We start from the raw sequence: 24,095 nt of genomic DNA, 5'->3' as shown, positions 1-24,095 counted from the left end.
CCCTGCCCGCGGCTGAAAGATCAGCGCGTGGCATCCGCACGCCCGTCATGCGGCTGCAGCCTTGCTTTTCGCCAGCACGTCTTCATAGAGCTTCACATAATTTTCGCCGACCCGCCGTGAGGTGGATTCCTCGACGATATTTCCGAAATCGGCCTCCGTCGGCAATTGCTCGCGCGAAAGCGTCAGCACCCGGCGAATGCGCGCGGCAAGGTCAGCGGCATTGCCCGGCTCGAACAGCCAGTCGTGATTGGTCTCGCCGATCAGCTCCGGGATACCGCCCGAAGCCGCGCCGATGACGGGAACGCCCATAGCATAGGCCTCATAAATCGTGCGCGGCGAAGGTTCGGCCCAGAAAGAGGGAACGATCAGAACATCAATCTCTTCGAAAAACTCCTTCGGCTTCGCCCAGCCGATGAATTCGATCGGCAGATCGCCCGCCTGCTTCGTAAAACGCTCAATGGAATCGTCCATCGCCTGGCCGGCGACCAGACAGCGCCAGTTGCCATGGCCGATTTCCCTGAAAGCGTCGACCATGTTGCCAACGCCTTTTTCGGTATTGATGCGACCGATATAGCCAAAGGTCAGCGGCTTGCCGCTCCGGTCGATCCGCCGGCGGGCGACCGGATCGCCCTCCGGAACCGTGCAGGAATAGAAGATGACGCGTCGCAGGCTTTCGGGAATATGGTGGAACAGTCCATGATTGACATGCGTCTTGAGGATTTCCGTCCCAACGCTCGCGACCGCGCCAATATAACGTTGCGTGAATTTCTTGGTGAAATTCACCACCTGACAGCCCAGATGGATATGCTCGCAGGGTTTCCCGCCCTTGAACATGGCGGCATTGCCGCACAGGAGATCATATTCGCAAATCGTATGGACGATCGGAATACCCCGCTTATGCGCCGCCCGCCACACCAGCGTGGTAACGTCCAGCAGCGAATGGGTGTTGAGAACATCCGGCCTGAAATCGTCAAGAACGGCTTCGAACTGCTTCTCAACGTTGAAATTCCACTGCTGCCTGATCTTCTGCATACGCCTTTGCTGCGGCGTGTGTTGAGGCCAGTCCTCAAGCCAGAAATCATTATTGTGGAACATGCGGTAAACGCTGACGCCGTTGCGCACCGTTTTGGGCTCCGCCTGCCGTTCAATGCAGGCGGCGCCGACGGTATGCCCCATGGAGACGAGTTCCTCGGCAAGGTGCTCGACCGACCGTTCGCATCCGCCGACAATATGCGGCGGGTAAAGACTGCTCAAATGGAGAATTCGCATGCGGATACGCTCTATTTTCCTTAATCGAAAATTTATGACTTCCGCTCTGGCCTTGCCACGCTCCCGAAGTGCCGGGAGCCAGTGAGACATTTGTAAAAAAAATACAAAAGCCGGAGCGGAACTAACATTTGAAAATATGAATAACCAAAAATTCACTTTCAAAAAGCACGGGAATTGACGGCATTTCAAGTGATTTCTTTTCGCGGTGCGACAAAAGTCATCCCGTGTTGCGAAAAGAGCCGGTCCCGTGCTACCTCATCTGAATACGAAATACCCGGACCAAAGCGGCAGTTTATGCTGTCTGGAACGGTGACTGCTTTATATTTTCTTATTTTGCAAACATGGATTTGATGGCGGCTGAAAAAACGCCGCGAAGCTTTCAGGACATTCTGACCGCAGCATATTGAGAGACGACGCCCGCATTTAATCGGCGCCCACCCAGCCATGCCTCACTTTGCACTGTCCGCCATGATTATCAGGAGACACAGATGAACGGAAAACAGCCGATCACCATGGGCCGCCTGACACGGCGCAGCCTGCTCTCGGCAACACCTTTCGCATTGGCCGCCGCCACCGGCTCCTATCCCGCATTCGCACAGACCCCGTCCGTTTTTTCCGCCGATACGGAAGCCTTTCTCGATAGTGTGGGCGTGTGCGGCCATTTCGCTCGCCCGACGGGCATCTATCCGGAAGCCTTCGAGCGCATCCTGCCTGAACTTGAGGCGCTGGGCGTGCGCCATCTGCGCGATGAGGGACTGATCACCGCAAGAGACAGCCGCAACAGCCCCGCCTTTCAGCGCCTGCGCCAGATCGTGGCGGCCGGCCTTCGCCTTACCATCATCTGTTATGATGATCTCAATCCCTATGTTTCCACGCCGCTCGACAGGATCGCTGATTTCCACGACTGGTGTGACGGCGGCATCGCCCTCTTCGAGGGCAGCAATGAACCGGTTTTGACAAAGGATCCCGCGAACGCGCCCGGCATTTCGGCCCGGCATCAAACGGCGCTGCACGAGATCATCCACTCGACGCCCGACCTCAGCGGCGTTCCGCTTGCGGCGCCAAGCTATGTCCTGACGAACAGGGAACTGGCGCTGGATCTGCAAGCGGTCAGCGACTACGGCAACATTCACCCCTATGCCGGAATGGAGCATCCCGAAACGACCGGGCCGGGGGCGCTTTCCAAATCTATTGCCGCCTCGGCGCATATCACGCCCGGCCGCCCGGTGCTCGCCACGGAAATCGGCTACCATACGTCATTGCAGCCGAAGACCTTCCATTTCCCCGTTACCGAGGGGATCAAGGCGCGCTACATGCCCCGCGCGCTTTTGTGGTGTTTCCTCAGCGGCATCCGCCGGGCCTATATTTATGAAATGGTGTCGAGCTTCGCGCAGGATGAGACAAACCCGGAATCATCCTTTGGCCTGCTGCGCCACGATCTGAGCCGAACGCCCGCTTATGAGGCCGTGCGCGCCCTTCTGTCGCTTTGCAAGGCGAAGCGGCAAACCAGCCCGGCGGGAAGGCGCCTCGATTTTCTCCGGAGCGATGCCGAAAGGGTGACGTTGCGGCTGGCAAGGCCCGACGGCGCGCTGCTTGTGCCGGTGTGGCTCGGCATCCGGGGCTGGCAATGGCCGGCCCGGATCGAAAATCCGCCCGTCGAACGACTCGCGGTCTTTTCGATAACCGGGCCTCATAATCAGGTCATCGCCCACCGCTTCAGCGACGACGGATCCGTGACCCAGCGGGTGATCACGCAGCAAGGCGGGCAATACCAGCTTTCCGTCAGCGACCAGCTCACCGTTCTGGAGGTTTTCTGAGGGCTGAGGGCGAAATTTCGCAGTCGCAAAATTTTATATATCGTGCCAACCTTATGCGTGATAGCCTGCTTTGATAAATGACTTTTTGTCCGCGCGAGCGGACACAAATAATACCAAATATATTTTTTCTTTTTTTACAGATGATGATGATGACGCAAAAATTTAAGAATGCGCCTGCTGTGGGGACGCAACGTCTCGATGTCGTTCAAATGATGCGTGCCGTGGCAGCCGCTATGGTTGTCGGCCTGCACGCAAATGTCAGCTGGGAATTTACACTCTTCCCGCTCCATGTGTTGAGACTTGGTGCTGGGGTGGACCTCTTTTTCGTTATCTCCGGCTTCGTCATCGTTTATGCTTCCAGACCGTATTTTGCGGCCGCGGGTGGAAGTGCGGCGTTTCTTTTGCGCCGACTTCTACGTATTGTTCCTCTATATTGGTTCGCGCTGACGCTGCGGCTTATCGTGTTGGCGGGAGGTGCTTTTCTTGGCGTAAAGACATTTCCGTCACTCCAGGCAATTCTGACTTCCTATTTTTTTATCCCTTATGACACCATTGGATATGGTGACGCCTATCCGTTTCCCATTCTCGACCTCGGCTGGACGCTGAACTACGAGATGTTTTTTTATATGGTCTTCGCAGCTTTCATCTTCCTGTCTCTGGAGCGCGCCGTCCTGGTGACATCGAGCATCCTGTTCGGCGCTATCCTGATCGGCCCAGCCCTGAACCTTCCCTTACCGTTCAGCTTCTGGTTCCAGCCGATCATTCTGGAGTTTGTCGCGGGAATGGTGCTCGCGACACTGTTTCTACGCGGAGTACGCATCCCCCCTATAGTCGGCGCCGCGATGGCTATTGGTGGCCTTGCAGTCTGGAAGCTCCTGGAAGTCGACATGTTCGGGCCCGCTTGCGGTCCCGGCTGCTATTCTTTTCCCCGACTACTCGTTTTTGGCGGCGGCGCGATTCTTCTGATGACGGCAGCAACCCTGACGCGGGGGATTGCCCTGCCCCGCTTCGCCCAGCCGCTTGCTGCGCTGGGGGATTCCTCCTATGCGCTCTACCTGTTGCACCCTTTTATTTTTCTCGGCTTCAAGGTTGTTCTGAGTGTTTTCACGCTTCCCCCGGGCTGGAACAACGTCGCCTATTTCGTCATCGTCGTCAGCACCATCGCCATAGCCCACGCGTTTCATATATTTGTCGAAACACCCGCAAACACATGGCTTCGTAACCGCGTGATAACACCCCGACGAAAAGTCGCAGCCTCCTGACACCAAGGGCGGTATCCGCAGCCAGGCCGTTAAGGATAGGGAGATGTTCATATCCCGAGCCTATTTTAACACTTGATCGTTTGCTTGGGCTGTGCGATTTAAAGGAAAATTTTAAGGTGTTGGATAACCATGTTCGGCATCAAATTACTTAAAGTCGTATTTTAAAAATTTGGAGAGTTGTGATGTCCCGCCCTCGTAATGGCTCGACGCTCACTGGTGCAGTGTTGATGGCCAGCATGGTTGCTTTTTCCGTATCGGCCAATGCCCAGAATGTTGAAACAGCACCGGCCGTAGCCCAGACGCCGACGACAGAGAGTGTCCCTGCTGCAGCCCCCGTAAAGGCCGCAGACGAAACCACCGCCGCATTTCTCGGTCGCGTTCAAGGCACCAATCCCGAGATGGTTACGCTTTCTGCCGCGGAACTGTTCAAGCAGTCTCCAACGCCTGGAACGATTGGTGATCTGATCGCCATCGCCTCCAGCACTGATGCCGCCGCTGCGGATTTGACCGGAAAAGTGATGGGCGGTTTCCCCGTCATCGCGGTTTCTACCAGCGCGGCGCAATTTTCCGAACAGCTCTCCGCACTGGTTCTAAGTGATTCCGGCCAGCTGCCCGCCATCGTCGCACTCGCTCAAAAAGTCGCGAACAAGGATTTCTCCGAAGTTGTCGGTGAAGGTCTGGCGCTTGCCTATTCCACGGCGATGCAGAGGGGCAACACGATACTCGCAGCCGCCATCCAGCTGCAGACCAAGGGCACAGGCGTGCCCTCCGATCTTCTGATTGCCTTTAGCGAAAATATCGAGGGAACGGCGGCCGGCCCGGCTGCGCCGGCAGCCGCTGCTGCTGCAGCTTCGCCGATTGGCGGCGCCGGCTCCACACCAGCCAGCGGCAACAGCGTCGGCGGCTCGGCGGCCACGGGCGCCGAGGCAGGCATAGCGCAGGCCGGCGGCGGAAGCGCACCCGTTGGCGGTGGCGGTACCGGTGGCACTGGTGGCGGTGGAACGTCGACCATCTTCAACATCACGGTTTCAACCGGAAGCACCACCACGCCAATCAGTACAAGTCCTGTCTGAAATTGGCTTTGCCATCCTCGTTACGGGGATGGCCTTCGCCTGTCCCACGATGCAACCGAGACTTGGCGGGCTTTATGCTCGCCGAAAAGAGCGAGGCTGACAGTTGTTGCAAAGGCACGATCCCCTGACGATGAGCGATTATGATAAAAACGCCTTTACGGCGGATTTTATCGATATCGAAGCGGTTCTGGCAGCGATCCGCCGGCAGTGGCGCATTGTCCTTGCGACCATCGCCATCGCCGGAACAATCGGCCTAGCTTATGCCGCAACGGCTGTTCCGATCTATTCGGCCAGCGCAACCCTGTTGATCGACCGCAACAATAGCCAGGTCGTCGAACAGCTTTCAACGATCGGTGGCGTCATAGAGGACGAGGCGTCGATCCTCAGCCAGGTCGAGGTCATACAATCGGAAACCATCGGGCTCGCCGTCGTCGACAGTCTCAATCTGACGGAAAACCAGGAATTCAGGGCGACACGCGCATCACTTCTGAGCTCGATGTTCGGCATGATCCGGTCGCTGGTCAATGTTTCGCAGTGGTTCTCGCCGGCAAAAGGAACGGTCATCGATGACGGAACGCTGAAGAGAGCGCTGTCGGACCAGTTGTTGCAGAGCCTTTCCGTCAAGCGCATCGGCCGTACCTACGCGCTGGAACTGACCTATAATTCAACATCGCCGGCTCTCGCCGCCCAGATCGTCAATGCCGTGGCGGCGGCCTATCTCGTAGATAAGCTGAATTCCAAATACGAGGCAACGAAGCGGGCCAGTGACTGGCTGTCCGATCGAATAGCCGAATTGCGTCAACGGGCGCTGGATACCGATCTGGCCGTGCAGAAATTTCGTGCCGAACACAATCTGATCGAGACGGGCAATAACGGCCTGCTTTCCGACCAGCAACTGGCGGAACTGAACAGTGCGCAAATTCTGGCCCAGTCAGACACGGCCAAAGCGCGCGCACGGTTCCAGCGTATCGAACACATTCTCGCCACCGACGATGTTGATGCCGTCGTCACCGATATTCTCGATAGTTCGGTCGCAAATGATCTGCGCAAGAAATACCTCGAATCCTCAAAAATTGAGGCTGAAATCTCTGGTCGGCTTGGCGAAAACCATGTTCAGGCGGTGCGTCTGCGCAATGAAATGCAGGAATACCGCCGACTGATGTTCCAGGAAGTCAGCCGGATCGCGCAAAGTTACAAAAGCGATCTCGAGGTCTCTGAGGCAAGGGAAAAAACCCTTGAGGCAAGCATTGCCAGAGCCACCAATGTCAGCAATTCGGCCAGCCAGACCCAGGTTCAGCTTCGCGAGTTGCAGCGCGAGGCTGAAACCTACAAGAACATGTATCAAACCTTCCTGCAGCGTTATCAGGAAGCGATGCAGCAGCAATCCTTCCCCGTGACGGAAGCACGCGTGATCTCCAAGGCAATGCCGCCTAAAATTCCGAGCAAGCCGAACAAGCCGATGCTCCTGGCGCTTTTCATGATCATGGGGGCAGCCGCTGGCGGCGGCATCGCCATGTTCCGCGAGTTCCGCGACCGCTTCTTCCGCACCGGGGAGCAGGTTCGCGATGTTCTCGGGCTGGAGTTTCTGGGCAATACGCCACTCATCCCGAACAAGCCGGGCGAGGAAGTCCTCTCCAAGGGTCGGGAGGACAGCCCCGCCGCCACCCACCCGTCCAATGTTGCCCGTTACGCTGTCGATCACCCGCTATCCTCCTTTGCCGAAACCCTGCGCAGCACACGGCTTGCGCTCGATCTGGGCATTCCCGCGAAAAGCGGCGCACGGGTGGTGGGCGTCGTATCGGCCCTGCCGAGCGAAGGAAAATCAACCATCTCCATCAATCTGGCACAGCTTCTGGCCGGACAGGGCGCGCGGGTTTTGCTGCTGGATGCGGATATCCGCAATCCGGGCGCCACACGCGCCTTGGGTCGCCATGCAGGTGAAGGCCTGCTCGAAGTCCTGCTGGAAGGTCGTAATGTGCGTGATGTGCTGCTGCGCGACGAAAAGACAGGGCTCGCTTTCCTGCCCACGGTCGTCAAGCAACGTGTGCCACACTCTTCCGAACTCCTGACCTCGGCGCAGATGCACAAATTGCTGGCTGAGGCGAGCGGCGCGTTCGATTATATAATCGTCGATCTGCCGCCGCTCGGTCCGGTGGTCGATGCACGGGCGATGGCCGGCCGGATTGACGGTTTCGTTTTCGTCACCGAATGGGGTAAAACCGCGCGCAGGGCAGTCCGCAACACCATCGAAAACGAAGTCCATATCCGCAAAAAATGCCTTGGCGTCATTCTCAACAAAGTGGATACGGAAAAGCTGAAGCTCTACCGGGCTTATGGCTCGAGCGAATATTATTATTCACGCTACACGCGCTATTACCATGACTGACAAGGACGGTATGACGCGCCTGCGTAAAGTCTTTGCGGTCGTGCCGGTCCTTATCATTTCCATATTCGTTCTGGCCGTCGCAGCCCAGGCATTTTCCGAAAGCCGGCGTTTTTCCGACATCGTTGCAATGGCGAGAATTGCCGACGACAAAAACGGCCTGGCACCCGATCTGCTTGCGAACACGGTAAGCCAGCTTCATCCGGTCGTGACGGAGAAAATCTGCCGTTCGGATATCGTCAAGGCCGGATTGCGACTGATTTTGGCTGATCTCGATGCAAGTGTCGCAAAGGTCACGCCAGAGGCCGCTGCGGCGCGTCTGGGCTTTGCCGAAACCTATATTCGTCATGCGCTCTCTTGTCTTCCCGCCAATGGCGATGTGTGGCTGCGTCTTGCCATGGTTCGCTCGCTGCGCAACGCCTCGCCCCTGGAGACAGCCGTGTTGATGAATTTTTCCCAGCTTTACGGGCCGGCTGACGCCAATCTGATACGCGGGCGCTTCGCCATGTGGCGGCAATTTCCAAAGGAGACCCTGCCGCAGGCCGAGGCGGCGCGAGACGCGGATACCGCGGTCGTCTGCGGCAAGGAAGGAGAAATCCTGCGCTGGACCCTGCGTGATGTCTGCCCACAGGAGCCTGCGGGCACCGTGAAACGCTCCATGCCGCTGCGGTGACGTGAAAACGCGATCGCGCTTTGACGTTCTGCACATCGCCACCACAAAGAATTCTTACAAAGACGAAAACTCATGACGCCCACCCTCACCCAATCGGAAGCGCTGTCCTCCTCACTCCCACGACCGGTCGTGTTTCGCGATTATTTCCGGGCGGTCGCCACGGTCGCATTCTGGGCAATTTTTCTGCTCGCGCTTCTCAATCGCGGCGCAACGGAAATAGAGAGCCGCATCGTTGTCACGCTTGCGATTTATCTTCTGCTGGTGCCGGCCATCATCGCCTTCGGGCCGCCCCGGGGCGGTGCCGGCAAGGCGCTCGTAGCGACCTGCTTTTTGCTGGGCGCGCTCATCGTTCAGATATTGCTGCAGGCATCATCCCTGCCAGGCCTTGCCTTGCCCAACCCGGCATGGTCCGCCGCCACCATGTTCACGCAGATCGCACCAGCCGCGACGATCTCGCTCACCCCGGCGGATGATCGCCTCGGCCTGCTCAGCGCCGCCCTGCCCTTCGGCGCCTTCATGGCCGGCCTTGTGATTTTCGATACTGACGAGCGCGCGGCAAAAACATTGCGATGGTTCGCAATAGGCGGCGGCTGGCTTGCGCTATGGTCGATCGTGCAGTTTCTGCTTTTTCCGGATATGCTCGGCTTCATTCAAAAACGCTACTATCTTGGCAGCCTGACCGGCCTTTTTGTTAATCGCAATACCGCCGCAACCCTGTTCGGTCTCATCCTGCTTGCGCTCTTCTCATTGTTTCACAAACGGCTGCAGGCTCCGGACTGGCACATGGTACGGGCACTCGTGGCAAATCGTCTGACGGTGCCGGCCGACCAGAAACGCCTCATCCGCAAGGCAGCCTTTGCCGGCGTACTCGCCGCCCTCTGCTTCATCGCATTGATGCTGACCGGATCGCGCGCCGGGATCATGTCCAGCTTCGTAGCGCTGCTTTTCCTTATCCTTCTGACTGTCTTCAACTCCCCTTCCAGAGCCAACAGCAGCGCGACTCCAAAGCGCCGACGGCGCGGGTTCAAGCGCCGGGCGGCAATCATGCTCGCCATGGTCGTCGGCCTGTTCTCGCTTTTTGCCAATCGGGTGGCGCTTCGCATGGAGACACGTCTGGAAGACGACATGCGCTTCTGCTACATGCCGGGCATCACCCGCGCCATCGCCGACGGCTGGCCCTGGGGATCGGGGCTTGCGAGCTTTGCGGAAACCTACGCGCCCTATCACGCGGCCCAATGCGGGGTGAACGCCGTCGTCACCCATGCCCACAATGTCTATGCCGAAGGCCTGCTGACGCTTGGCGCCGCATTCCCGTTTTACGCGGCCTTTTTCGCGCTTGCCCAATTGATCATTTTTATTATCGGGATGCGCAAACGCAAAAGCTATCGTTACGCTTCCCATCTCGGCCTTGCAGGTCTGCTGCTAATCGCACTGCATTCGACCCTTGATTTTTCATTGCAGATTCCCGGCTTCGCCATGGCTTATGCCATCTTCCTCGCCCCTATCGTCACACTTTGCCTCAATTCGCCGGGAACTGACCGGGATGGCCGACGACGGCAGCGGCAGGGTCCAACCGATCCTTCAACGCCCGCACGTGTGGGGCACGACGAAGCGGCACACTTGGTATTTCGAAGCCAAAGCGGCTGACCTGCGCGTTCACTTACTGGATGCCAAGTAACTGTAACGATTGTAGAACTGAAGACAGAGACGAGAATTTCAGCATGCGGATATTGCAGATAACCTCGCTATTTTCTCCGGACCGGGTGGGGGGCGCGGAAATTTTCGTGGAAGACCTCGCGCGCGGACTGGCGGACAAGGGACATACGGTTGTCGTAGCTGCCATTTCCCGGGAACAACAGGCCGTCGAGCGGCGTGATGGTTTTGCCATTCATCGCCTCGGGCACACCACGCCGTTTTTTATCGGAGACTGGGAACGGCAACCGGGATGGAAGCGAAAATATTACAAGATCGCCGTACAGCTCGATCCGCGCCTCGTGCGTCGGCTGGCACATGTCATCGATGATTTTCGCCCGGACGTCGTCAACACCCATTCGCTGTCGGAACTGACGCCGCTGATCTGGCCGATGATCCGGAGACGGGGCATTCCGCTCGTCCATTCCCTGCATGATTTCACCAGCATGTGCACAAATGGCTCCCTGTTTCACGACGGGCATATCTGCGATGGCAGCAGCAGGAAATGTCGCGCCTTTTCCTATCTGCACCGCCGTTGCCAATGCGCCGTCGATGCCGTCGCCGGCGTCGGTCACGACATTGTCGAGCGCCATGTACAGGCGGGCTTCTTCACCCATGTCCCGGCAGACCGCCGCGCCGTGATCTGGAACGCCATCCCACCGCCGGCCCAACAGAAAGCTCGCAGTCCCCGCCCGCCTGGACAACCGCTTGTTTTCGGTTATCTCGGCCGCATCGAAGCCCCCAAAGGTGCGGGCCTGCTGATCGAAGCCCTGCGGCTACTGCCGCCACAGGGTTGGCGACTGGTCATGGCCGGTCGCGCGCCGGGCGGCATCGGTCCCTATGAGCAAAAAACCATCGGTCTTCCCATTGAGTTTCCCGGCTATGTCGAAGCGGACAGTTTTTTTGCCGGCATAGATTGCCTGATCGTACCACCCTTGTGGCCAGAGGCTTTCGGGCGCACCGTTGCCGAAGCCATTCTGCGTGGCGTACCCGTCATCGGCGCCAACCTCGCAGGCGTTGCCGAACAGATCGGCCGGGACAGGCCGGAACGCCTGTTTGCGCCAGGCAACGCCAGCGAACTCGCCACACGCATGGTGGAAGCCATGCGCAACCCGACGATCCTTGCGGAGTCTCCCGAAACCAGGGAGAGAATTTCGCAAGGAGCAGCACCCGAGCGGGTGGTTGCGGCATATGAAACGCTTTATTCCGATCTGCGCGTCCGTACCGGTGGCTAAACACCGGTAGAGTGATAGCTTTTACCTATTCGGCGACAGGAACAGCACCCCATCCGAAAGGAATGCATGTTGTTAGCGCCGCGACATCTCATCAAAGAGCGTTGCATAGCTCTCCGCCGCGTTCCGCCATGAATATAGCGCGCGGTTTTCATAACCCGCCTCGCGAAGATTGCCCGCCAGAGTCGGCTCCCGAAAAAGTCGCTCGAGCGCCATGACAAGGCTGTCAGCATCGGCAGGATCGAAAGTGAGGGCTCCCTTACCGGCGATTTCAGGCGTGGCGGAGCGGTTGGAGCAGATGACCGGGCATCCCAGTTGCTGCGCCTCCAGCACCGGCAGGCAAAAACCTTCATAGGTCGAGGGCACACAAAGGCAGGCTGCGTGGCGGTAAAGCTCGGCCAGTTGCCGGTCATCTATGCCGGAAAGCCGGATCAGCCGTGCCTTCAACTCCGGATCATGCAGCACGCTGCCGATTTCCTCTGCATGGTCACGGCCGACATGAACGACATGCAGGGCCGGCATTGTCTTGCCCAACCGTGCAAACGCATGGCCCAGAAGAGTAAAATTCTTGTTGGACGTCGCGTTTCCGACCGCCAGTATATAAGGCCCCGACACTGGCCGCGCGCTGCCACCAGAAGCAGAATCGACCTTCAACGTGCTGTCGGAATGGATCGTCAGGCTTTTGCCGGCAGCGGCAGGATAAAAGTGGGAGAGGTCCCTTCGTGTCGCCTCGGATACACAGGTGATCCGATCTGAACCAGCCATCATCAAGCGAAAGATGAAATCGGTCGTCAAGGTTGCCCGCCAACCGATCTGTTCAGGAATGGTCTTGAAATAAAGATCGTGAACAAGGGTAACCCGCCGTTTGCCGCCGAGAGGACTTCCAAAGGGATCAGCATTGAATAGCACGTCAATATCGTGACGGCGGCACAGTGCGGGCAGCGTAGCTGCCTGGCGCAGCACATCAAGAACCATGATGCGCGGCCGCGGTGTCTCCAGCAGTTGCAAACGGCTGTCGCGCAGGTTTTCAGGCAGTTGCGCCCGCGTCCAGGGAGAGCGTAGGATATAGTCGTCCTGTGTCTGGTCTAGCAACCGTTCCAGCAGGCTGAATGTCACACGGGCAACACCGGACGGCTTGCCGCCATATTGGCTCGGCATGTTTACGAGAATGCGCATCCTGGCCTTTCCGCTTGTCCAAGCTGTCTTATCCGGATCGCTCACCCGCCCAGTCTCACACCACTTCCGACAGAAGTGCGGACACCGAACGGCAGGTTTCCTCCAGCGAAAAGCGACGGCTCACATCCTCCCGCCCCTTCTGCGCCAACCGTTCCGCCAGAGCTGGATGCGAAAGGATGCAGCCGAGTGCGGCGGCAAGCGCCGATGCGTCACCCGGTGGCACAAGAAGACCCGTTTCGCCATCCCGGATGATTTCGGTCACCCCGCCGCCGCGTGTGGCGACAACCGGCCGACCGCACATCATGGCTTCGACCACCACCCGGCCAAAAGGTTCAGCGACAATCGAAGTATGGGCAACGGCATCCATAGCCGCCATCAGTTCCGGCACATCCGAACGAAAGCCGAGGAAACGGACCCGGCCATCAAGGCCAAGGCGGGATGCCTGCTCGCGGATGCGCGTCTCATAGGCTTCCTGTCCAAAAAGCGCGCCGCCAACGATAATGGCCTGGACACCATCCATCGCCGCAATCGCCTCCAGAAAGACATGCTGGCCTTTCCATTCGCTCAGCCGGCCAAATAGGCCGACGATCGGCTGTGGACCAAGGCCGAGTTCCCCGCGCAGCCGTGCGGCTTTTTCGGGGTCATATGCCACCGCCATTGCAGGATCGAAGCCGTTATAAACGATACGGACCTTCTCCGCCTCGCCGCCGGCTTCAACGAAGGCCCGGCCGGTTTCCTCAGAATTGACGGCCACCAGCCTCGTAAAAAATCGGGCAAAGGCCAGCGAAGCACGGCGATTGGCGGAACTGAAGGCGGGATCCGTAACGATATCGTGCAAAATCCAGACGAGCGGACGGCGGCTGAGTTTCGCCGCAAGCGCGCAGACAAAAAGCGCCTTTTGCGAATTGGCGCAGATGACATCGTAATGCCTTGCCTCCCGGCTCAACTGCCAGGCAACGGCCGCCACGTCGGCCGCGCCGCGAAACATAGCGCCGAACGAGGAATCGCGGCGGATCGACAGCATTTTTTCTCCGGCCGACAGCAGGACCGGGGGCCTGCCTGCCGCTGCCAGATCCTCGGCAGCGCCACCGCCACTGAGAAAACAGGCACGCCAGGAATCTGGCCCAGCCTTGACCAGATCGGTAAGGAAAAGCTCGGCGCCACCCTTCTCTCCGGTGTGGCTGACAAAAAGCGCGGATGTCATGCTCTTACCTGCGGCGCGCAGATGCCCTGGAGCAGCCATGGCTCGCAATGACGGGCATGATCAGACACCCAGTAAAAAAGTTCGGCTGAGGCGGCAACGGCAGGGATATCTTCCCCCGTCGATCTGGTATAAGAATGGCAATGTTTACTTGCGACTAAAAGAAAAGACATTCAAACCTTTATGCGGATTTATATTTTAGCCCGCGCGAAATAAAAAATAATAGTCAATTTAAATATTTTAGAAGAAATCGAAGAAAATTTCATGACGTTTAATTTTACCGCTGTTCAGCGTTCAACTCCTGGCGCTTTTTCCCCGGATCTTATGGTGGGGTTATCCTAGCGCCAGACCAGGAGAACGAACGATGACACCGCTCAAACGCAAGATATGCATATATATGCCGGCAACGGAAGAGGTGTCGGCATGATCGGCGTGACGCTCGGTATTATTCCCGGCAACGGGGGAGCCGTGGTCCCCTCCCTAAACGCACTTTCACCTTTGCGCGCGCGCCTGACTGCTGGCCAGAACGCCACGATTTTCGTGAATGGTGACAGCACCGCCTATGCCGACGGGGGACCATTCCAGCAGTTCGCCTCCATGCTTGGCGATCTGCACAATGCGCAGGTCGTATTGTACCGCTGGGCCGAATGGCAGACAAATGCCGCGACCGGACCAAAGGCTTATGCCGATCCGATCACGCTGCGCACCGGCACGGGACCAACGCTCACAGTCTACCTCGCGGCACTGCCCGGCGGTATGGCAGGCTACATGCTTGCGGACCAGCGCGCGATTGCGCTGAGGATTCCACGCCCCGATCTGTGCATCCTGCATCATGGTCACAATATGCAAAGCTTCGAGACGCCGGGGCGTATCTTAAGTTCCGGACGGTCCGCACTGCTCGGGCCACTCAGCATGACCGAGTGGCAATGGCCCGGCACACCCCAACTCATCACCACCCAGAACCCCTGGCGCGACAGTACGGATTACGACAAGGTCTATCAGGCAATCCTCGATCTGGCTCGATCCCACCCGAATCTAACGCTGGTGGATACACATGCGGCATTTGTGGCAAAGGGCAAGGACGCTACACTTTACCGGGATAACATCCATCCGAACGATGCTGGCTCACAACTCATTGCCCGCACTCTGTTCGGTTCCTATCTGGCTTCGGCACCCGATAGCGGCTTTCAGACACCGTGCTGGCCGAAGCTTCCCGCTGCAAATCTCATCGCCAACGGCGATTTCACCGAATGGTCAGGCTCTGCCCCGGCGGGCTGGAACCTGAGCGCGCCCGGCACCGCCGTCAAAAGCACCGACACCACTTTTTTCCCATCCTTCGCTCACAGTCTCGCCTTGCGCGCCAATGGCAACCAGTCGGCCGCGCTGTTTCGTTATGTCCGGAACGCAGAGGCCGCGGCGATAATCGGCAAAACCATATCCTTCGCGATCCTCTATAAAAACAGCGCGGAGCAACGTCCGCCTTATATCACTCTGGTTACGAAAAGCGGCGGAGCGACAAGGACTATCAGTTGTTCAGCCCTGCAATTTTCGAATGCGAGCATTTCTATAAATAGCGGCTGGATGTGGGCGACAGCAAACGCAATCTCCATAGACCCCGACATCAGCCCGGATGGTTACTCATTTTATCTGAGGATAATGCCAGCCTTTGGCACCACTCCGCCCAGTTCCAACGAACCGCTCTACATTCAGAGAGTAATCGCCGTTGAAGGTGCCATGCCAAAAGGCAACCTGAGCGGCTGAAAGACCGTGAAAACTCTGTCTTGCACGACGAGGTCGTCAAGACCACTACCCGTCGCCATCATCGCGCTGCCTCGCAATGATGGTGCCCTACCAACAGGACCGTCTCAGGTCCGCCAGTGAAAGATACAGGCCGCGAATGACCAGACGTGCAAATATGGTGTCATCGCATCCGTCGCCATTGCCGGGTTTTATCACGGCAATGCCCTTTTATCCTTCAAGAACAATAAGGGTTCCCGGTCACTTCCTGTCAATTTTTGTTTTCTTCATTGGCTTCTTCATTCAATGCAATGTCCTGACCAGCAATCTGGGCCTGCGCTTCCTCAACATTACCGATATGCTGGTGCTGATGACCTTGCCCGTTATCGCCCTGCTTTACATTCGTTGCCTGACGCCTTCCATCCTTCTGTTTTACCTTGTCCCGCTCACTTTACTTTTCGTTCTCTCGGCTGGATTTGCCGATGATCGCGGCGAAGGAGAATTTTACACGACGGCGATGACCTATTTTTACGCCGTCTATTTTCTGTTTTTCGCCTATCTGCTGTTCAAGGAGAACCTTCTTGAGCTGTTTTGCTGGGGCATGTTTGCGGGCTTCGTTGCTGTGACGATCCTGCTGTTTCTGGACATTTTCATACATGACCAACTGGCCCCCATCGGACTGTCATTCAACTTCGATGAAGCCGCCGTACTGGAAGCCGCTGCAAAAGGTGAAATGAGTCCGCTGCTCTTGCGTGTCGAGAAGGCTGGCGGAATTTGGCCGGTAGGCAATACAGCCGGTCCGGCCTTTGCCCTTGCCGGCGCGGCAGCCGCATATCTTGCCGAACGCTACCGGCGTCCGGCTCTGTTCGCCGTGTTTCTGCTTGTCTATCTGGCAAGTTTCACGCTCACACTCAACCGGTCGGGCGTGTTTGCCGTTCTCGCCATCGGGCTCTATTTCTATATCAGAAACTTCTCGATCAAGATGCTGCTCAGCACCTATTTCGGCTTCGCTCTTTCCGCCCTTGTCCTCGCCTCGGTACTGCCATTGGGCGTCTTCGATTTCGCAGAACAGGCATTTTCGAAGCGTTTTGTGGAGGACAGCAACAGCAGCAACAATGTGCAGGAAAGGCTAGGGACGATCGTCGGCGGCTTTCAGGTGATGCTCAATCATCCTTTGGGCGTCGGCTTCACCGCACGGAGCCAGGAATTATCGGCAATATCGCATAGCGGCACACCGCATAACGGTTTTCTTGCCACCGCCTATGCATCTGGCATCGGCTTTTGTTTTCTCAGCGCCTTTGCGCTTGTTTATGCGATTTTCCGGAAGCGGAAAATCGGCTTTTTTACCTATTCGGCGATCGGGGTCATCATCGGTTATCAATTTGAAGAGTTGAATTTCAATCCCGTCTTCATGGCCCATATCGGCCTTGCTCTCGCATATGCTTTCATCGATCTGGACTTCAGGCTTTTTCTGAAAAATACAAAGCTGCGCATCGCCGGAATAGCCAATGAAGACAGCCGGGCGACAACACAGCCCACCTGAGGGCTGCACGAACCTTCAGGCAACCGCGATGATTTCAATTTCCTTCCCACCCAAACTGACCAGATCACCGGCCGCTTTCCCCATCAACGCCCGGGCTACAGGGGAAACATAAGACATAGATCCCGTGGCAGGATCGGCCTCGTCTTCACCGACAATCCGGAATTGTTGCGTCCGTCCATCATCGCGGCTGAAGGTTACCAGGCTGCCAAAGGCGACGACGCCATCCGCAGGTGGGTGCGGCATACGTTGGGCGGTGTGGACACGCTCGGCGAAATACCGGATATCGCGCAGGGGGCTGGCGGAAAGCCGCCTTCTTTCATTGACGTCCTCGATAATGTTGGCTGCATCGCAAGCTTCGCGCGCCAGCCGCAACTGCAGTTCCAGCGCTTTCAGTCCGGCCTCGGTCACCAGATTGGGGTGTGGCGAAATCACCCGATCGGGCAGAACCGTCTCGGCTGCTGTTTCGGCACTGTCTTCCTTTGTAAAGGCTACGCTCAATCCTGGCACTCCAATGTCGTTGAGACGCCGCCCGGGGCATCTCTCTCCAGTCCAGTTTTGCCATTGCTCCCCTTGATGGAGCAAGACCGCAATGCCCAGAAACCCGCATAGAGGGAACATACCCCTCATTTCTGGCTCTAACACGAGGCTTTTTGCCCTGCTAGGTTGTCTTACAGGAGGAGTGAGGACACCAACGCTAACGAACAGGAGACGGCAATGGCCCGGACAGTAGTGAATGCGCTTGGGGATACGCTCTATTATAGCGACAGTTCCACCGGATTTTTCTCCGCCACGGGGTCCGGCCCACTGCTCGCCGGCACCGGCGGTAATGATTCCATGTGGGGCGATAGTTCCGTCAATGTGACGATGGCGGGCGGCACGGGCGATGATATTTATTATCTCTATTCCAGCATCAACCGCGCCGTGGAAAATGCCGGGGAAGGCATCGATACGATCGATACCTGGATGAGCTACACCTTGCCCGACAATTTTGAGAATCTCAGGGTGACTGGTGATGGCCGTTACGCTTTCGGGAACTCGCTCGATAACATCATCACCGGTGGATCGGGCAGCCAGACGATCGATGGCGGAGCCGGCAATGATGTGCTGATCGGCGGCGGTGGGGCCGACACCTTCGTCTTCACCAGCGGCAACGGCACCGATCTCATCATGGATTTCAGTGCTAACGATACGATCCGGCTCAACGGTTACGGCATTACATCCTTCGATCAGCTTGTCAGCAATGCCACGCAGCAAGGCAGCGATCTGTGGCTGAATTTTTCGAACGGCGAAGCCGTGGTTCTTGCCGGAACGTCCATCGACGACCTTCAGACCGACCAGTTCGAACTCAGTCTCGACCGGTCATCCCTGACACAGACCTTTGCCGATGAATTCGATGCGCTGTCACTGCGTAGCGGCGATCAGGGAACCTGGGATGCCAAATATTGGTGGGCACCGGAGAAGGGAAGTTCGCTGACGACGAATGGCGAGGCGCAGTGGTATATCAACCCCGCCTATGCCGGCACCTCGGAGGTCAACCCGTTCAGCGTCGAAAACGGCGTACTGACCATCACCGCTGCGGAAACCGCACAATCGGTCGCCGATGAGGTCGAGGGTTACGATTATACTTCCGGCATGCTGAACACCTATTCCTCCTTCAGCCAGACCTATGGATATTTCGAAATCCGCGCCGATATGCCGACCGACCGGGGCGCCTGGCCGGCCTTCTGGCTTCTGCCGGAGGACGGATCATGGCCGCCGGAACTCGATGTCATTGAAATGCGCGGCCAAAATCCCAACACGCTCATCATGTCCACCCATTCCAACGCCACGGGTGAACAGACATCGGTCGTCAACAATGTCAGCGTGCCGAGCACGGAAGGGTTTCACACCTACGGCGTGTTGTGGGAAGCAGACCATATCACCTGGTATTTTGACGATGTCGCCGTGGCGCAGACGGATACGCCTGATGATATGCACGACCCCATGTATATGGTCGTCAATCTCGCCGTCGGCGGCATGGCGGGAACGCCCTCAGCCAATGATTTCAGCGACGGCTCGCAGATGATGATCGACTACATCAGGGCCTATTCGCTGTCCGACTGGGCCGCTTGATAAAAACGCCGGCAGCCGCGTCCAGAACTGCCGGCGTTACAGACATCAGCCTTTGCAGGCTGTGCCTTGTTCGAACGCCTTACTCAGCCGCAAGCTGTGTCCGTGCGGCATAAAGCGACATGAGGTGCCGCGCCGTTTCCAGACTTGCCGGCTGCTCGGCGCGGTAACGGCGGCTAATTTCCATCATCAGCACCGTATCCGGAAGGAAGGTCAGTTCCGAGAAGATGCTCTCCCACTCGATATCCCCCCAGCCGAGCGGCATATGCAGATCGCCGATACCAAGGGCGGTATTTTCCTGTGTGAAATAGGCCTCGTAGAAGCCTTGCGGCCGGCCGAAGGAATCGTGCACATGCAGATGGCCGGCAACGGGCGCCATGGCGCGAAGCTGTTCGCGGAAATCGAGACCACGATAGGTGGATTCGAGATAGGCATGGCTGAAATCGATCAGCGCCACGACATTGTCGTGACCGACCGCCTTCACGGTCGCAGCCACCTCGGCCGGCGTCTGGCGATACTGGCCGGGTTCGGTGGAGAAGATATTCTCAAGCGCGATACGCACACCATAGGGTTTGCAGAATTCCGCAAGCTCGAACAGCGCTTCGCGCTCACGGGCATCGGCATCGGCACGCTCGGCAATCTGGTCCGCACGCAGCGCGCCACTATGCTGGACGAGAATGCCCGCGCCGATGCGGTCGCAGAGGACAGCGAGCGCCTTGGCGGCATCAATCTGGTAACGGCAGGTCACCGGGTCCATGAAGTTGGACGACACCAGACCATGCACGGTGTAGCGGAAATCAAACTCTTTCGCGAGCGCCGCGAACCGGTCGGCGCGCTCCTCGATGATGCGGCCGCCGGCGATCATATCGAGGCTGGTCGCCGCGATTTCCACCGTGTCGCAGCCAATCTCGGCCAGTGCCCGCAGATCGCTTTCAAGAGTGGCCAGTTCGCCGTCGTCCGAGCCGGCGTTGAAACCGGTACCAATCAGATTTGTCATGTCGTCATCTCCAGGGAGTAAGTAAGGTTATGTTAGTTCAGGCAGCCGTGCGGCACGCCGCGCCGTATCGAACAGGTCCGGGCGATCGATATTGACGTAGTCTACTCCGGCCAATGCGATCTCATTATGAAGGTCGATGTCATCGCCGCCGTAATAGACCATGACTTCGAGACCGGCCTTGCGGCATGCCGCGACAAGTCCCGGCTTGCGCATCTGCGCCGGTGTGATCTCGATGATCGAGGCATGATGCACCGCCGCCGCCAGTGAGGGCGACTTGGCAATGTCAAGCGTCATCATCTTGCGAAACTCAGGCGCGGCGGCGGCCAGGCCCCGGCGCATCTCTTCGGAAAAGGAGAAGAAGAACGTATCGCGCACCATGCCGAGATCCCGCACCAGCGCAGTGACCTTGACCGGGTCGCAATATTTCAGCTCGACATAAACACCGCAGCGGCCACGCAAATGGCGCAGATAGGCATCGAGACGCGGCACCACCGCCCCCTTGAAGCTTTCTCCGAACCAGCCGCCGGCATCCAGCGCATCGATCTCGCTCGACAGGGCATGACCGATCGGTCCGGTGCCATTGGTGGTACGATCAAGCGTTTCGTCGTGAAAGACATAAAGCACGCCATCCGCACTCTCGCGCACGTCAAGCTCGATGTAATCAGCACCCTGCTGCAAGGCGAGATCAGCGGCGGCGAAGGTGTTTTCCGGTGCAAAGCGATTGGCGCCGCGGTGGGAGACTATTTTTGGCATGGAATGTCCTGTCAGTTCACGGGTTCCGGCTGACGCGCCGGAATGGTCGAGTGCTGTGAAAGATCGGCGTGCAGCCCGGCGATGCGATTGCCGGTGACGCCGAAAATCAGTGTCAGGCCGGATGTGCAGGCAAGGCCGACCCGTCCACCCGGTGCGTGTCTTATCGTCTCGCCATATTCCAGCGCGTGCACCATGCCTGCGGGCGTATCGACCGTGTAGAAAACCTCGCGCCCCATCGGCTCGACGGTAGCGATCTCGCCCTCCAGCCGTGCTTCGGCGGGTTTGACCAGCGCAATATCCTCAGGACGCAATCCCAAGGTGATCTCGCCATCGTAATGGGTATTGAGCTCAAGCCGCGCATCGCCGATCCGCAATCCTTCGCGCTCAGCCCGCCCCCTCAGTAGGTTCATTGGCGGCGTGCCGATGAACCCGGCGACGAACAGATTGTCCGGCCGGCGATAAAGATCGTCAGGTGTACCAATCTGGGCGATGGAGCCATTGTTCATGCAGATGATCCTGTCGGCCATGGTAATCGCTTCGATCTGGTCATGGGTGACGATCAACGTCGTGATCTTCAGCCGCTTCTGCAGACTTTTCAGTTCGGCTCGCATGGTGATGCGCAGCGTCGCATCGAGATTGGAGAGCGGCTCGTCCAGCAAAAGGATGTTCGGCTCCTTGACCAGCGCTCGGGCCAGCGCCACACGCTGCTGCTGGCCGCCGGAAAGCTGCGAAGGCCGCCGGTCAAGCAGTGCGCTGATCTGCACAAGGCTTGCCGCCTCTTCCACCCGCCGCGCCGCTTCCTCGCGCGGAACATTCTTGAAGCGCAGCGGAAAGGCGATGTTCTCCCGCACCGTCAGGTTGGGATAAAGCGCATAGGACTGGAAAACGATGCCGACATTGCGGTCACGCGCATCGATGCGGTTGACGTTGTGACCGTCAAAGGCAATCTCGCCGCCGGTCGGGGCATAAAGCCCGGCCAGCAGGAAAAGCGTGGTCGATTTTCCGCACCCGGACGGGCCGAGAACGGCGACAAATTCGCCGTCTTCGATAGCAAGCGTCATTGGTTGCAGCACGCGGGTGTCGCCCCAGCTTTTGGTGACGTTGTTAAGGGTGATCCTGGCCATGGCGATTATCCTTTGATCCCGCCGAAACTCATCTGGGTGATGTATTTCTGCGTGAAGATGTAGATGATCAGCACAGGCAGCAGATAAACGATGCCGACAGCGGCGATCATGCCGTAATTCACGCCCACGCTGTCCTGTGCCACGAAGAAGAGATAGAGGCTCATCGTCATCTGGCTTTTTTCGATGAGCAGGGTCTGGACGAAGACATACTCCTCCCAGCCACGCAGAAAGGTGAAGGTGGCAACCGCAATCAGCCCGCTTCTCACCTGTGGTAGAACCACCATGCGGAAGGCCTGAAAACGCGTCGCACCATCGGTGACGGCGCTCATTTCGATGTCCCAGGGAACATTGTCGAAGAAGCCCTTGAGAACGAAGATCGCAAAGGGCAATTCCAGCGCGCTCATGACCAGCACGACGCCGAAGAGATTATTGAGCAGGCCCATGTAATGCAGCTGCACGAAGATTGCGACGGTGAGCGCGAGTGCGGGAAAGGCATGCAGCAGCAGCAACCCGCGCAGCACGTTTTCACGCCCGGCAAAGGTGAAGCGCGACAACGCATAGGCGGCGGGCGTGGCAACCAGCGCGACAATCAGCGTCTGCGAAGCGGCAAACAGCAGCGAGCTGCGCATGGCGGTCCAGACGGACGGCATCAGCGCCATGCGCGTGGTGCCGGTTTTCTCGATATCACGGCTCCACAGGAAGCTGTAGTTCTCGATGGTCAGATGCGGCAGCACCAGCACGAAAACGAGCGCCGCCACCACGATGCCAAGCGCCAGCCAGAGCAGCAGGGGATTACGCAGGCGCTGGGAATAGAGTGCGACCGCAATCGCGCCGCCATAGGAAAAAGCGGCGATTGCACCACTGCGCCACAGCACGAGCCGGCTGAGATTGTCGTCGGAACTCGTCAGCGATTTCACCAGCAGCCACAGATAGGGCAGGAGAACGGGAACCGAAACCACCGTCAGGAACACGAGGATGACGGGAAGAAAACCGGCGCGGTGAGCGATGCTGCGCTTTTCAAGGCGCGTCCAGTCCGGCTTCCGATCAAGGGCACGCCTGTTATGGGCAGGTGCCTGGGTGTGGGCGAGCGTCATCACAGCACCTCGATTTTGGCAGGAGCAAAGGTCGAGCGCATATTGCTGAGGCGCCATTGCACCAGCGTCACGGCGACGCCGATGGCCATCAGGCCAAGCGCCAGCGCCGCACCATAGGCGTAAGCGCCGTTTTCAAACGCGCGGCGGTAGATATAAAGCGCATAGGTCGTGCTGTCGTAGACCGGGCCGCCACCGGTGATCAGCAGAATATATTCATAGGTCGTCATCAGCGACAGCGCCTGATAGAGCGTGATGAAGCGGATCGGTGCCGAGAGGGCCGGTGCGACGACATGGCGAAGCACGCCCCATTCGCTGGCGCCATCGACACGCGCCGCATTGGCCAGATGCGACGGTATGGAGCGGATGGAGGATGTGAGAATGACCATGGCGAAGGATGCGCCGACGACACCGTTCGCCACCACCACCAGCAACAGCGGAAAGTCGTTGCGCAGATTGAGAGCGGGTGCGCCGAGCGCGCCGAGAAACTGGTTGAGCAGGCCCGATGAGGTGGGATCGGCGATCCATATCCACAGCACGCCGTAAAGCACGGCCGGGCTCATGCGCGGCAAAAGCCACAGACCGCGAAAGAAATTGCCGATCCGGTCCGGGATCGCCGTCGTCGTCACGGCCAGCAGCGCGCCGAGGCCGATATTGAAGAAGAACAGCGTTGCGCCGACATAGATGAACGTCGTCAGAAGCACGATTGGCAGGCGCATGTCACGCTGCACCATGCGCTGGAAATTCTCGACCGTGAATTTGCCGACCTTCAGATTTGCGCCCATATCGGTAAAGGCGATCACCAGATTGACGACGATGGGCGCAAGAAAAAACACCCCGAGCAAAGCGAGAGCCGGTGCCAGATAAAAAATCGGCCGGGCTGGGCGACGCGCCCTGAGCTGGAATTGAGACATTACGATATACCGGTGGGAACGCAGGAAAGCCGCCCGGCAGAACCGGGCG

19 protein-coding genes are annotated in these 24,095 nt (G+C 58.1%); 10 read left to right on the top strand and 9 right to left on the bottom strand.

Annotated elements, in window-relative coordinates:
• Nucleotides 1–45: 45 nt before the first annotated feature.
• The gene (locus tag JZX89_RS05540) at nucleotides 46–1,269 is read right to left on the bottom strand and encodes a glycosyltransferase family 4 protein (RefSeq protein ID WP_207133341.1); all 1,224 of its coding nucleotides are present in this window, start codon (nucleotides 1,267–1,269) and stop codon (nucleotides 46–48) included.
• 488 nt (nucleotides 1,270–1,757) lie between these two features.
• On the opposite strand from JZX89_RS05540, the gene JZX89_RS05535 reads away from it, so the two are divergent.
• The 7 genes from JZX89_RS05535 to JZX89_RS05505 all read left to right on the top strand — a co-directional run bounded on the left by JZX89_RS05535 (nucleotide 1,758) and on the right by JZX89_RS05505 (nucleotide 11,404).
• Complete coding sequence (locus tag JZX89_RS05535) at nucleotides 1,758–3,086, top strand: hypothetical protein (protein ID WP_207133340.1); 1,329 nt, start codon at nucleotides 1,758–1,760, stop codon at nucleotides 3,084–3,086.
• A 149-nt stretch (nucleotides 3,087–3,235) separates the two neighbouring features.
• Nucleotides 3,236–4,348 carry an acyltransferase family protein gene (locus tag JZX89_RS05530; RefSeq protein WP_305820670.1) on the top strand — a complete coding sequence of 371 codons (1,113 nt, stop codon included), beginning with the start codon at nucleotides 3,236–3,238 and terminating at the stop codon, nucleotides 4,346–4,348.
• Nucleotides 4,349–4,530: 182 nt separating this feature from the next.
• Complete coding sequence (locus JZX89_RS05525; protein WP_153514516.1) at nucleotides 4,531–5,421, top strand: hypothetical protein; 891 nt, start codon at nucleotides 4,531–4,533, stop codon at nucleotides 5,419–5,421.
• A 130-nt stretch (nucleotides 5,422–5,551) separates the two neighbouring features.
• Nucleotides 5,552–7,807: a polysaccharide biosynthesis tyrosine autokinase gene (locus tag JZX89_RS05520; protein WP_174373770.1), complete on the top strand. Its 2,256-nt coding sequence runs from the start codon at nucleotides 5,552–5,554 to the stop codon at nucleotides 7,805–7,807.
• A gap of 10 nt (nucleotides 7,808–7,817) precedes the next feature.
• A complete protein-coding gene (locus JZX89_RS05515) occupies nucleotides 7,818–8,477 on the top strand; it encodes a hypothetical protein (protein WP_207133552.1) in 660 nt (219 codons plus the stop codon).
• A gap of 72 nt (nucleotides 8,478–8,549) precedes the next feature.
• On the top strand, nucleotides 8,550–10,124 hold the full coding sequence (locus JZX89_RS05510) for an O-antigen ligase family protein (protein WP_207133339.1): 1,575 nt from the start codon (nucleotides 8,550–8,552) through the stop codon (nucleotides 10,122–10,124).
• 74 nt (nucleotides 10,125–10,198) lie between these two features.
• Nucleotides 10,199–11,404 (top strand): glycosyltransferase family 4 protein, encoded by a 1,206-nt coding sequence (locus JZX89_RS05505; protein ID WP_207133338.1) that lies wholly within the window; start codon nucleotides 10,199–10,201, stop codon nucleotides 11,402–11,404.
• Between the two features lie 72 nt (nucleotides 11,405–11,476).
• Here JZX89_RS05505 and JZX89_RS05500 read toward each other — a convergent pair whose 3' ends face one another.
• Entirely contained in the window at nucleotides 11,477–12,577 is a 1,101-nt protein-coding gene (locus JZX89_RS05500) for a glycosyltransferase family 4 protein (protein WP_207133337.1), read from the bottom strand.
• Nucleotides 12,578–12,632: 55 nt separating this feature from the next.
• On the bottom strand, nucleotides 12,633–13,781 hold the full coding sequence (locus JZX89_RS05495; protein ID WP_207133336.1) for a glycosyltransferase family 4 protein: 1,149 nt from the start codon (nucleotides 13,779–13,781) through the stop codon (nucleotides 12,633–12,635).
• Between the two features lie 420 nt (nucleotides 13,782–14,201).
• On the opposite strand from JZX89_RS05495, the gene JZX89_RS05490 reads away from it, so the two are divergent.
• Together JZX89_RS05490 and JZX89_RS05485 are read left to right on the top strand one after the other, a co-directional pair.
• A complete protein-coding gene (locus JZX89_RS05490) occupies nucleotides 14,202–15,539 on the top strand; it encodes an SGNH/GDSL hydrolase family protein (protein ID WP_207133335.1) in 1,338 nt (445 codons plus the stop codon).
• Nucleotides 15,540–15,675: 136 nt separating this feature from the next.
• Nucleotides 15,676–17,058, top strand: a complete 1,383-nt coding sequence (locus JZX89_RS05485; protein WP_207133334.1) for an O-antigen ligase family protein — start codon at nucleotides 15,676–15,678, stop codon at nucleotides 17,056–17,058.
• Between the two features lie 15 nt (nucleotides 17,059–17,073).
• Here JZX89_RS05485 and greA read toward each other — a convergent pair whose 3' ends face one another.
• Complete coding sequence (greA, locus tag JZX89_RS05480; RefSeq protein ID WP_207133333.1) at nucleotides 17,074–17,556, bottom strand: transcription elongation factor GreA; 483 nt, start codon at nucleotides 17,554–17,556, stop codon at nucleotides 17,074–17,076.
• A 216-nt stretch (nucleotides 17,557–17,772) separates the two neighbouring features.
• Between greA and eglC the strand changes: the two genes are divergently transcribed.
• Nucleotides 17,773–19,170: an endo-1,3-1,4-beta-glycanase EglC gene (gene eglC, locus JZX89_RS05475; RefSeq protein WP_207133332.1), complete on the top strand. Its 1,398-nt coding sequence runs from the start codon at nucleotides 17,773–17,775 to the stop codon at nucleotides 19,168–19,170.
• A gap of 79 nt (nucleotides 19,171–19,249) precedes the next feature.
• On the opposite strand, the gene JZX89_RS05470 is transcribed toward eglC, so the two are convergent.
• Genes JZX89_RS05470 through JZX89_RS05450 form a run of 5 tightly spaced genes read right to left on the bottom strand, consistent with a single transcriptional unit; the run spans nucleotide 19,250 to nucleotide 24,046 of the window.
• Complete coding sequence (locus JZX89_RS05470; protein WP_207133331.1) at nucleotides 19,250–20,164, bottom strand: TIM barrel protein; 915 nt, start codon at nucleotides 20,162–20,164, stop codon at nucleotides 19,250–19,252.
• 27 nt (nucleotides 20,165–20,191) lie between these two features.
• Nucleotides 20,192–20,917: a glycerophosphodiester phosphodiesterase gene (gene ugpQ, locus JZX89_RS05465; protein WP_207133330.1), complete on the bottom strand. Its 726-nt coding sequence runs from the start codon at nucleotides 20,915–20,917 to the stop codon at nucleotides 20,192–20,194.
• 11 nt (nucleotides 20,918–20,928) lie between these two features.
• Nucleotides 20,929–22,041, bottom strand: a complete 1,113-nt coding sequence (locus JZX89_RS05460; RefSeq protein ID WP_207133329.1) for an ABC transporter ATP-binding protein — start codon at nucleotides 22,039–22,041, stop codon at nucleotides 20,929–20,931.
• Between the two features lie 5 nt (nucleotides 22,042–22,046).
• Nucleotides 22,047–23,135: a carbohydrate ABC transporter permease gene (locus JZX89_RS05455; RefSeq protein WP_207133328.1), complete on the bottom strand. Its 1,089-nt coding sequence runs from the start codon at nucleotides 23,133–23,135 to the stop codon at nucleotides 22,047–22,049.
• Entirely contained in the window at nucleotides 23,135–24,046 is a 912-nt protein-coding gene (locus tag JZX89_RS05450) for a carbohydrate ABC transporter permease (RefSeq protein ID WP_207133327.1), read from the bottom strand. The genes JZX89_RS05455 and JZX89_RS05450 overlap by 1 nt, the downstream gene beginning before the upstream one ends.
• Nucleotides 24,047–24,095 lie beyond the last annotated feature (49 nt).

Source organism: Agrobacterium burrii, from assembly GCF_017313405.1.
In the GTDB taxonomy this organism is placed as follows: Bacteria; Pseudomonadota; Alphaproteobacteria; order Rhizobiales; family Rhizobiaceae; genus Agrobacterium; species Agrobacterium burrii.
This window is presented reverse-complemented; position numbering and strand designations above follow the sequence as displayed.

What these genes read in the sequence shown, in the direction of transcription:
- JZX89_RS05455 (WP_207133328.1), bottom strand. Translation starts at nt 23,135, where the DNA reads ATGACGCTCGCCCACACCCAGGCACCTGCCCATAACAGGCGTGCCCTT.
- JZX89_RS05485 (WP_207133334.1), top strand. Translation starts at nt 15,676, where the DNA reads ATGACCAGACGTGCAAATATGGTGTCATCGCATCCGTCGCCATTGCCG.
- JZX89_RS05500 (WP_207133337.1), bottom strand. Translation starts at nt 12,577, where the DNA reads ATGCGCATTCTCGTAAACATGCCGAGCCAATATGGCGGCAAGCCGTCC.
- JZX89_RS05515 (WP_207133552.1), top strand. Translation starts at nt 7,818, where the DNA reads ATGACGCGCCTGCGTAAAGTCTTTGCGGTCGTGCCGGTCCTTATCATT.
- JZX89_RS05470 (WP_207133331.1), bottom strand. Translation starts at nt 20,164, where the DNA reads ATGACAAATCTGATTGGTACCGGTTTCAACGCCGGCTCGGACGACGGC.
- JZX89_RS05495 (WP_207133336.1), bottom strand. Translation starts at nt 13,781, where the DNA reads ATGACATCCGCGCTTTTTGTCAGCCACACCGGAGAGAAGGGTGGCGCC.
- JZX89_RS05510 (WP_207133339.1), top strand. Translation starts at nt 8,550, where the DNA reads ATGACGCCCACCCTCACCCAATCGGAAGCGCTGTCCTCCTCACTCCCA.
- eglC (WP_207133332.1), top strand. Translation starts at nt 17,773, where the DNA reads ATGGCCCGGACAGTAGTGAATGCGCTTGGGGATACGCTCTATTATAGC.
- JZX89_RS05530 (WP_305820670.1), top strand. Translation starts at nt 3,236, where the DNA reads ATGACGCAAAAATTTAAGAATGCGCCTGCTGTGGGGACGCAACGTCTC.
- JZX89_RS05525 (WP_153514516.1), top strand. Translation starts at nt 4,531, where the DNA reads ATGTCCCGCCCTCGTAATGGCTCGACGCTCACTGGTGCAGTGTTGATG.
- JZX89_RS05460 (WP_207133329.1), bottom strand. Translation starts at nt 22,041, where the DNA reads ATGGCCAGGATCACCCTTAACAACGTCACCAAAAGCTGGGGCGACACC.
- JZX89_RS05535 (WP_207133340.1), top strand. Translation starts at nt 1,758, where the DNA reads ATGAACGGAAAACAGCCGATCACCATGGGCCGCCTGACACGGCGCAGC.
- JZX89_RS05490 (WP_207133335.1), top strand. Translation starts at nt 14,202, where the DNA reads ATGATCGGCGTGACGCTCGGTATTATTCCCGGCAACGGGGGAGCCGTG.
- ugpQ (WP_207133330.1), bottom strand. Translation starts at nt 20,917, where the DNA reads ATGCCAAAAATAGTCTCCCACCGCGGCGCCAATCGCTTTGCACCGGAA.
- JZX89_RS05520 (WP_174373770.1), top strand. Translation starts at nt 5,552, where the DNA reads ATGAGCGATTATGATAAAAACGCCTTTACGGCGGATTTTATCGATATC.
- JZX89_RS05540 (WP_207133341.1), bottom strand. Translation starts at nt 1,269, where the DNA reads ATGCGAATTCTCCATTTGAGCAGTCTTTACCCGCCGCATATTGTCGGC.
- JZX89_RS05450 (WP_207133327.1), bottom strand. Translation starts at nt 24,046, where the DNA reads ATGTCTCAATTCCAGCTCAGGGCGCGTCGCCCAGCCCGGCCGATTTTT.
- JZX89_RS05505 (WP_207133338.1), top strand. Translation starts at nt 10,199, where the DNA reads ATGCGGATATTGCAGATAACCTCGCTATTTTCTCCGGACCGGGTGGGG.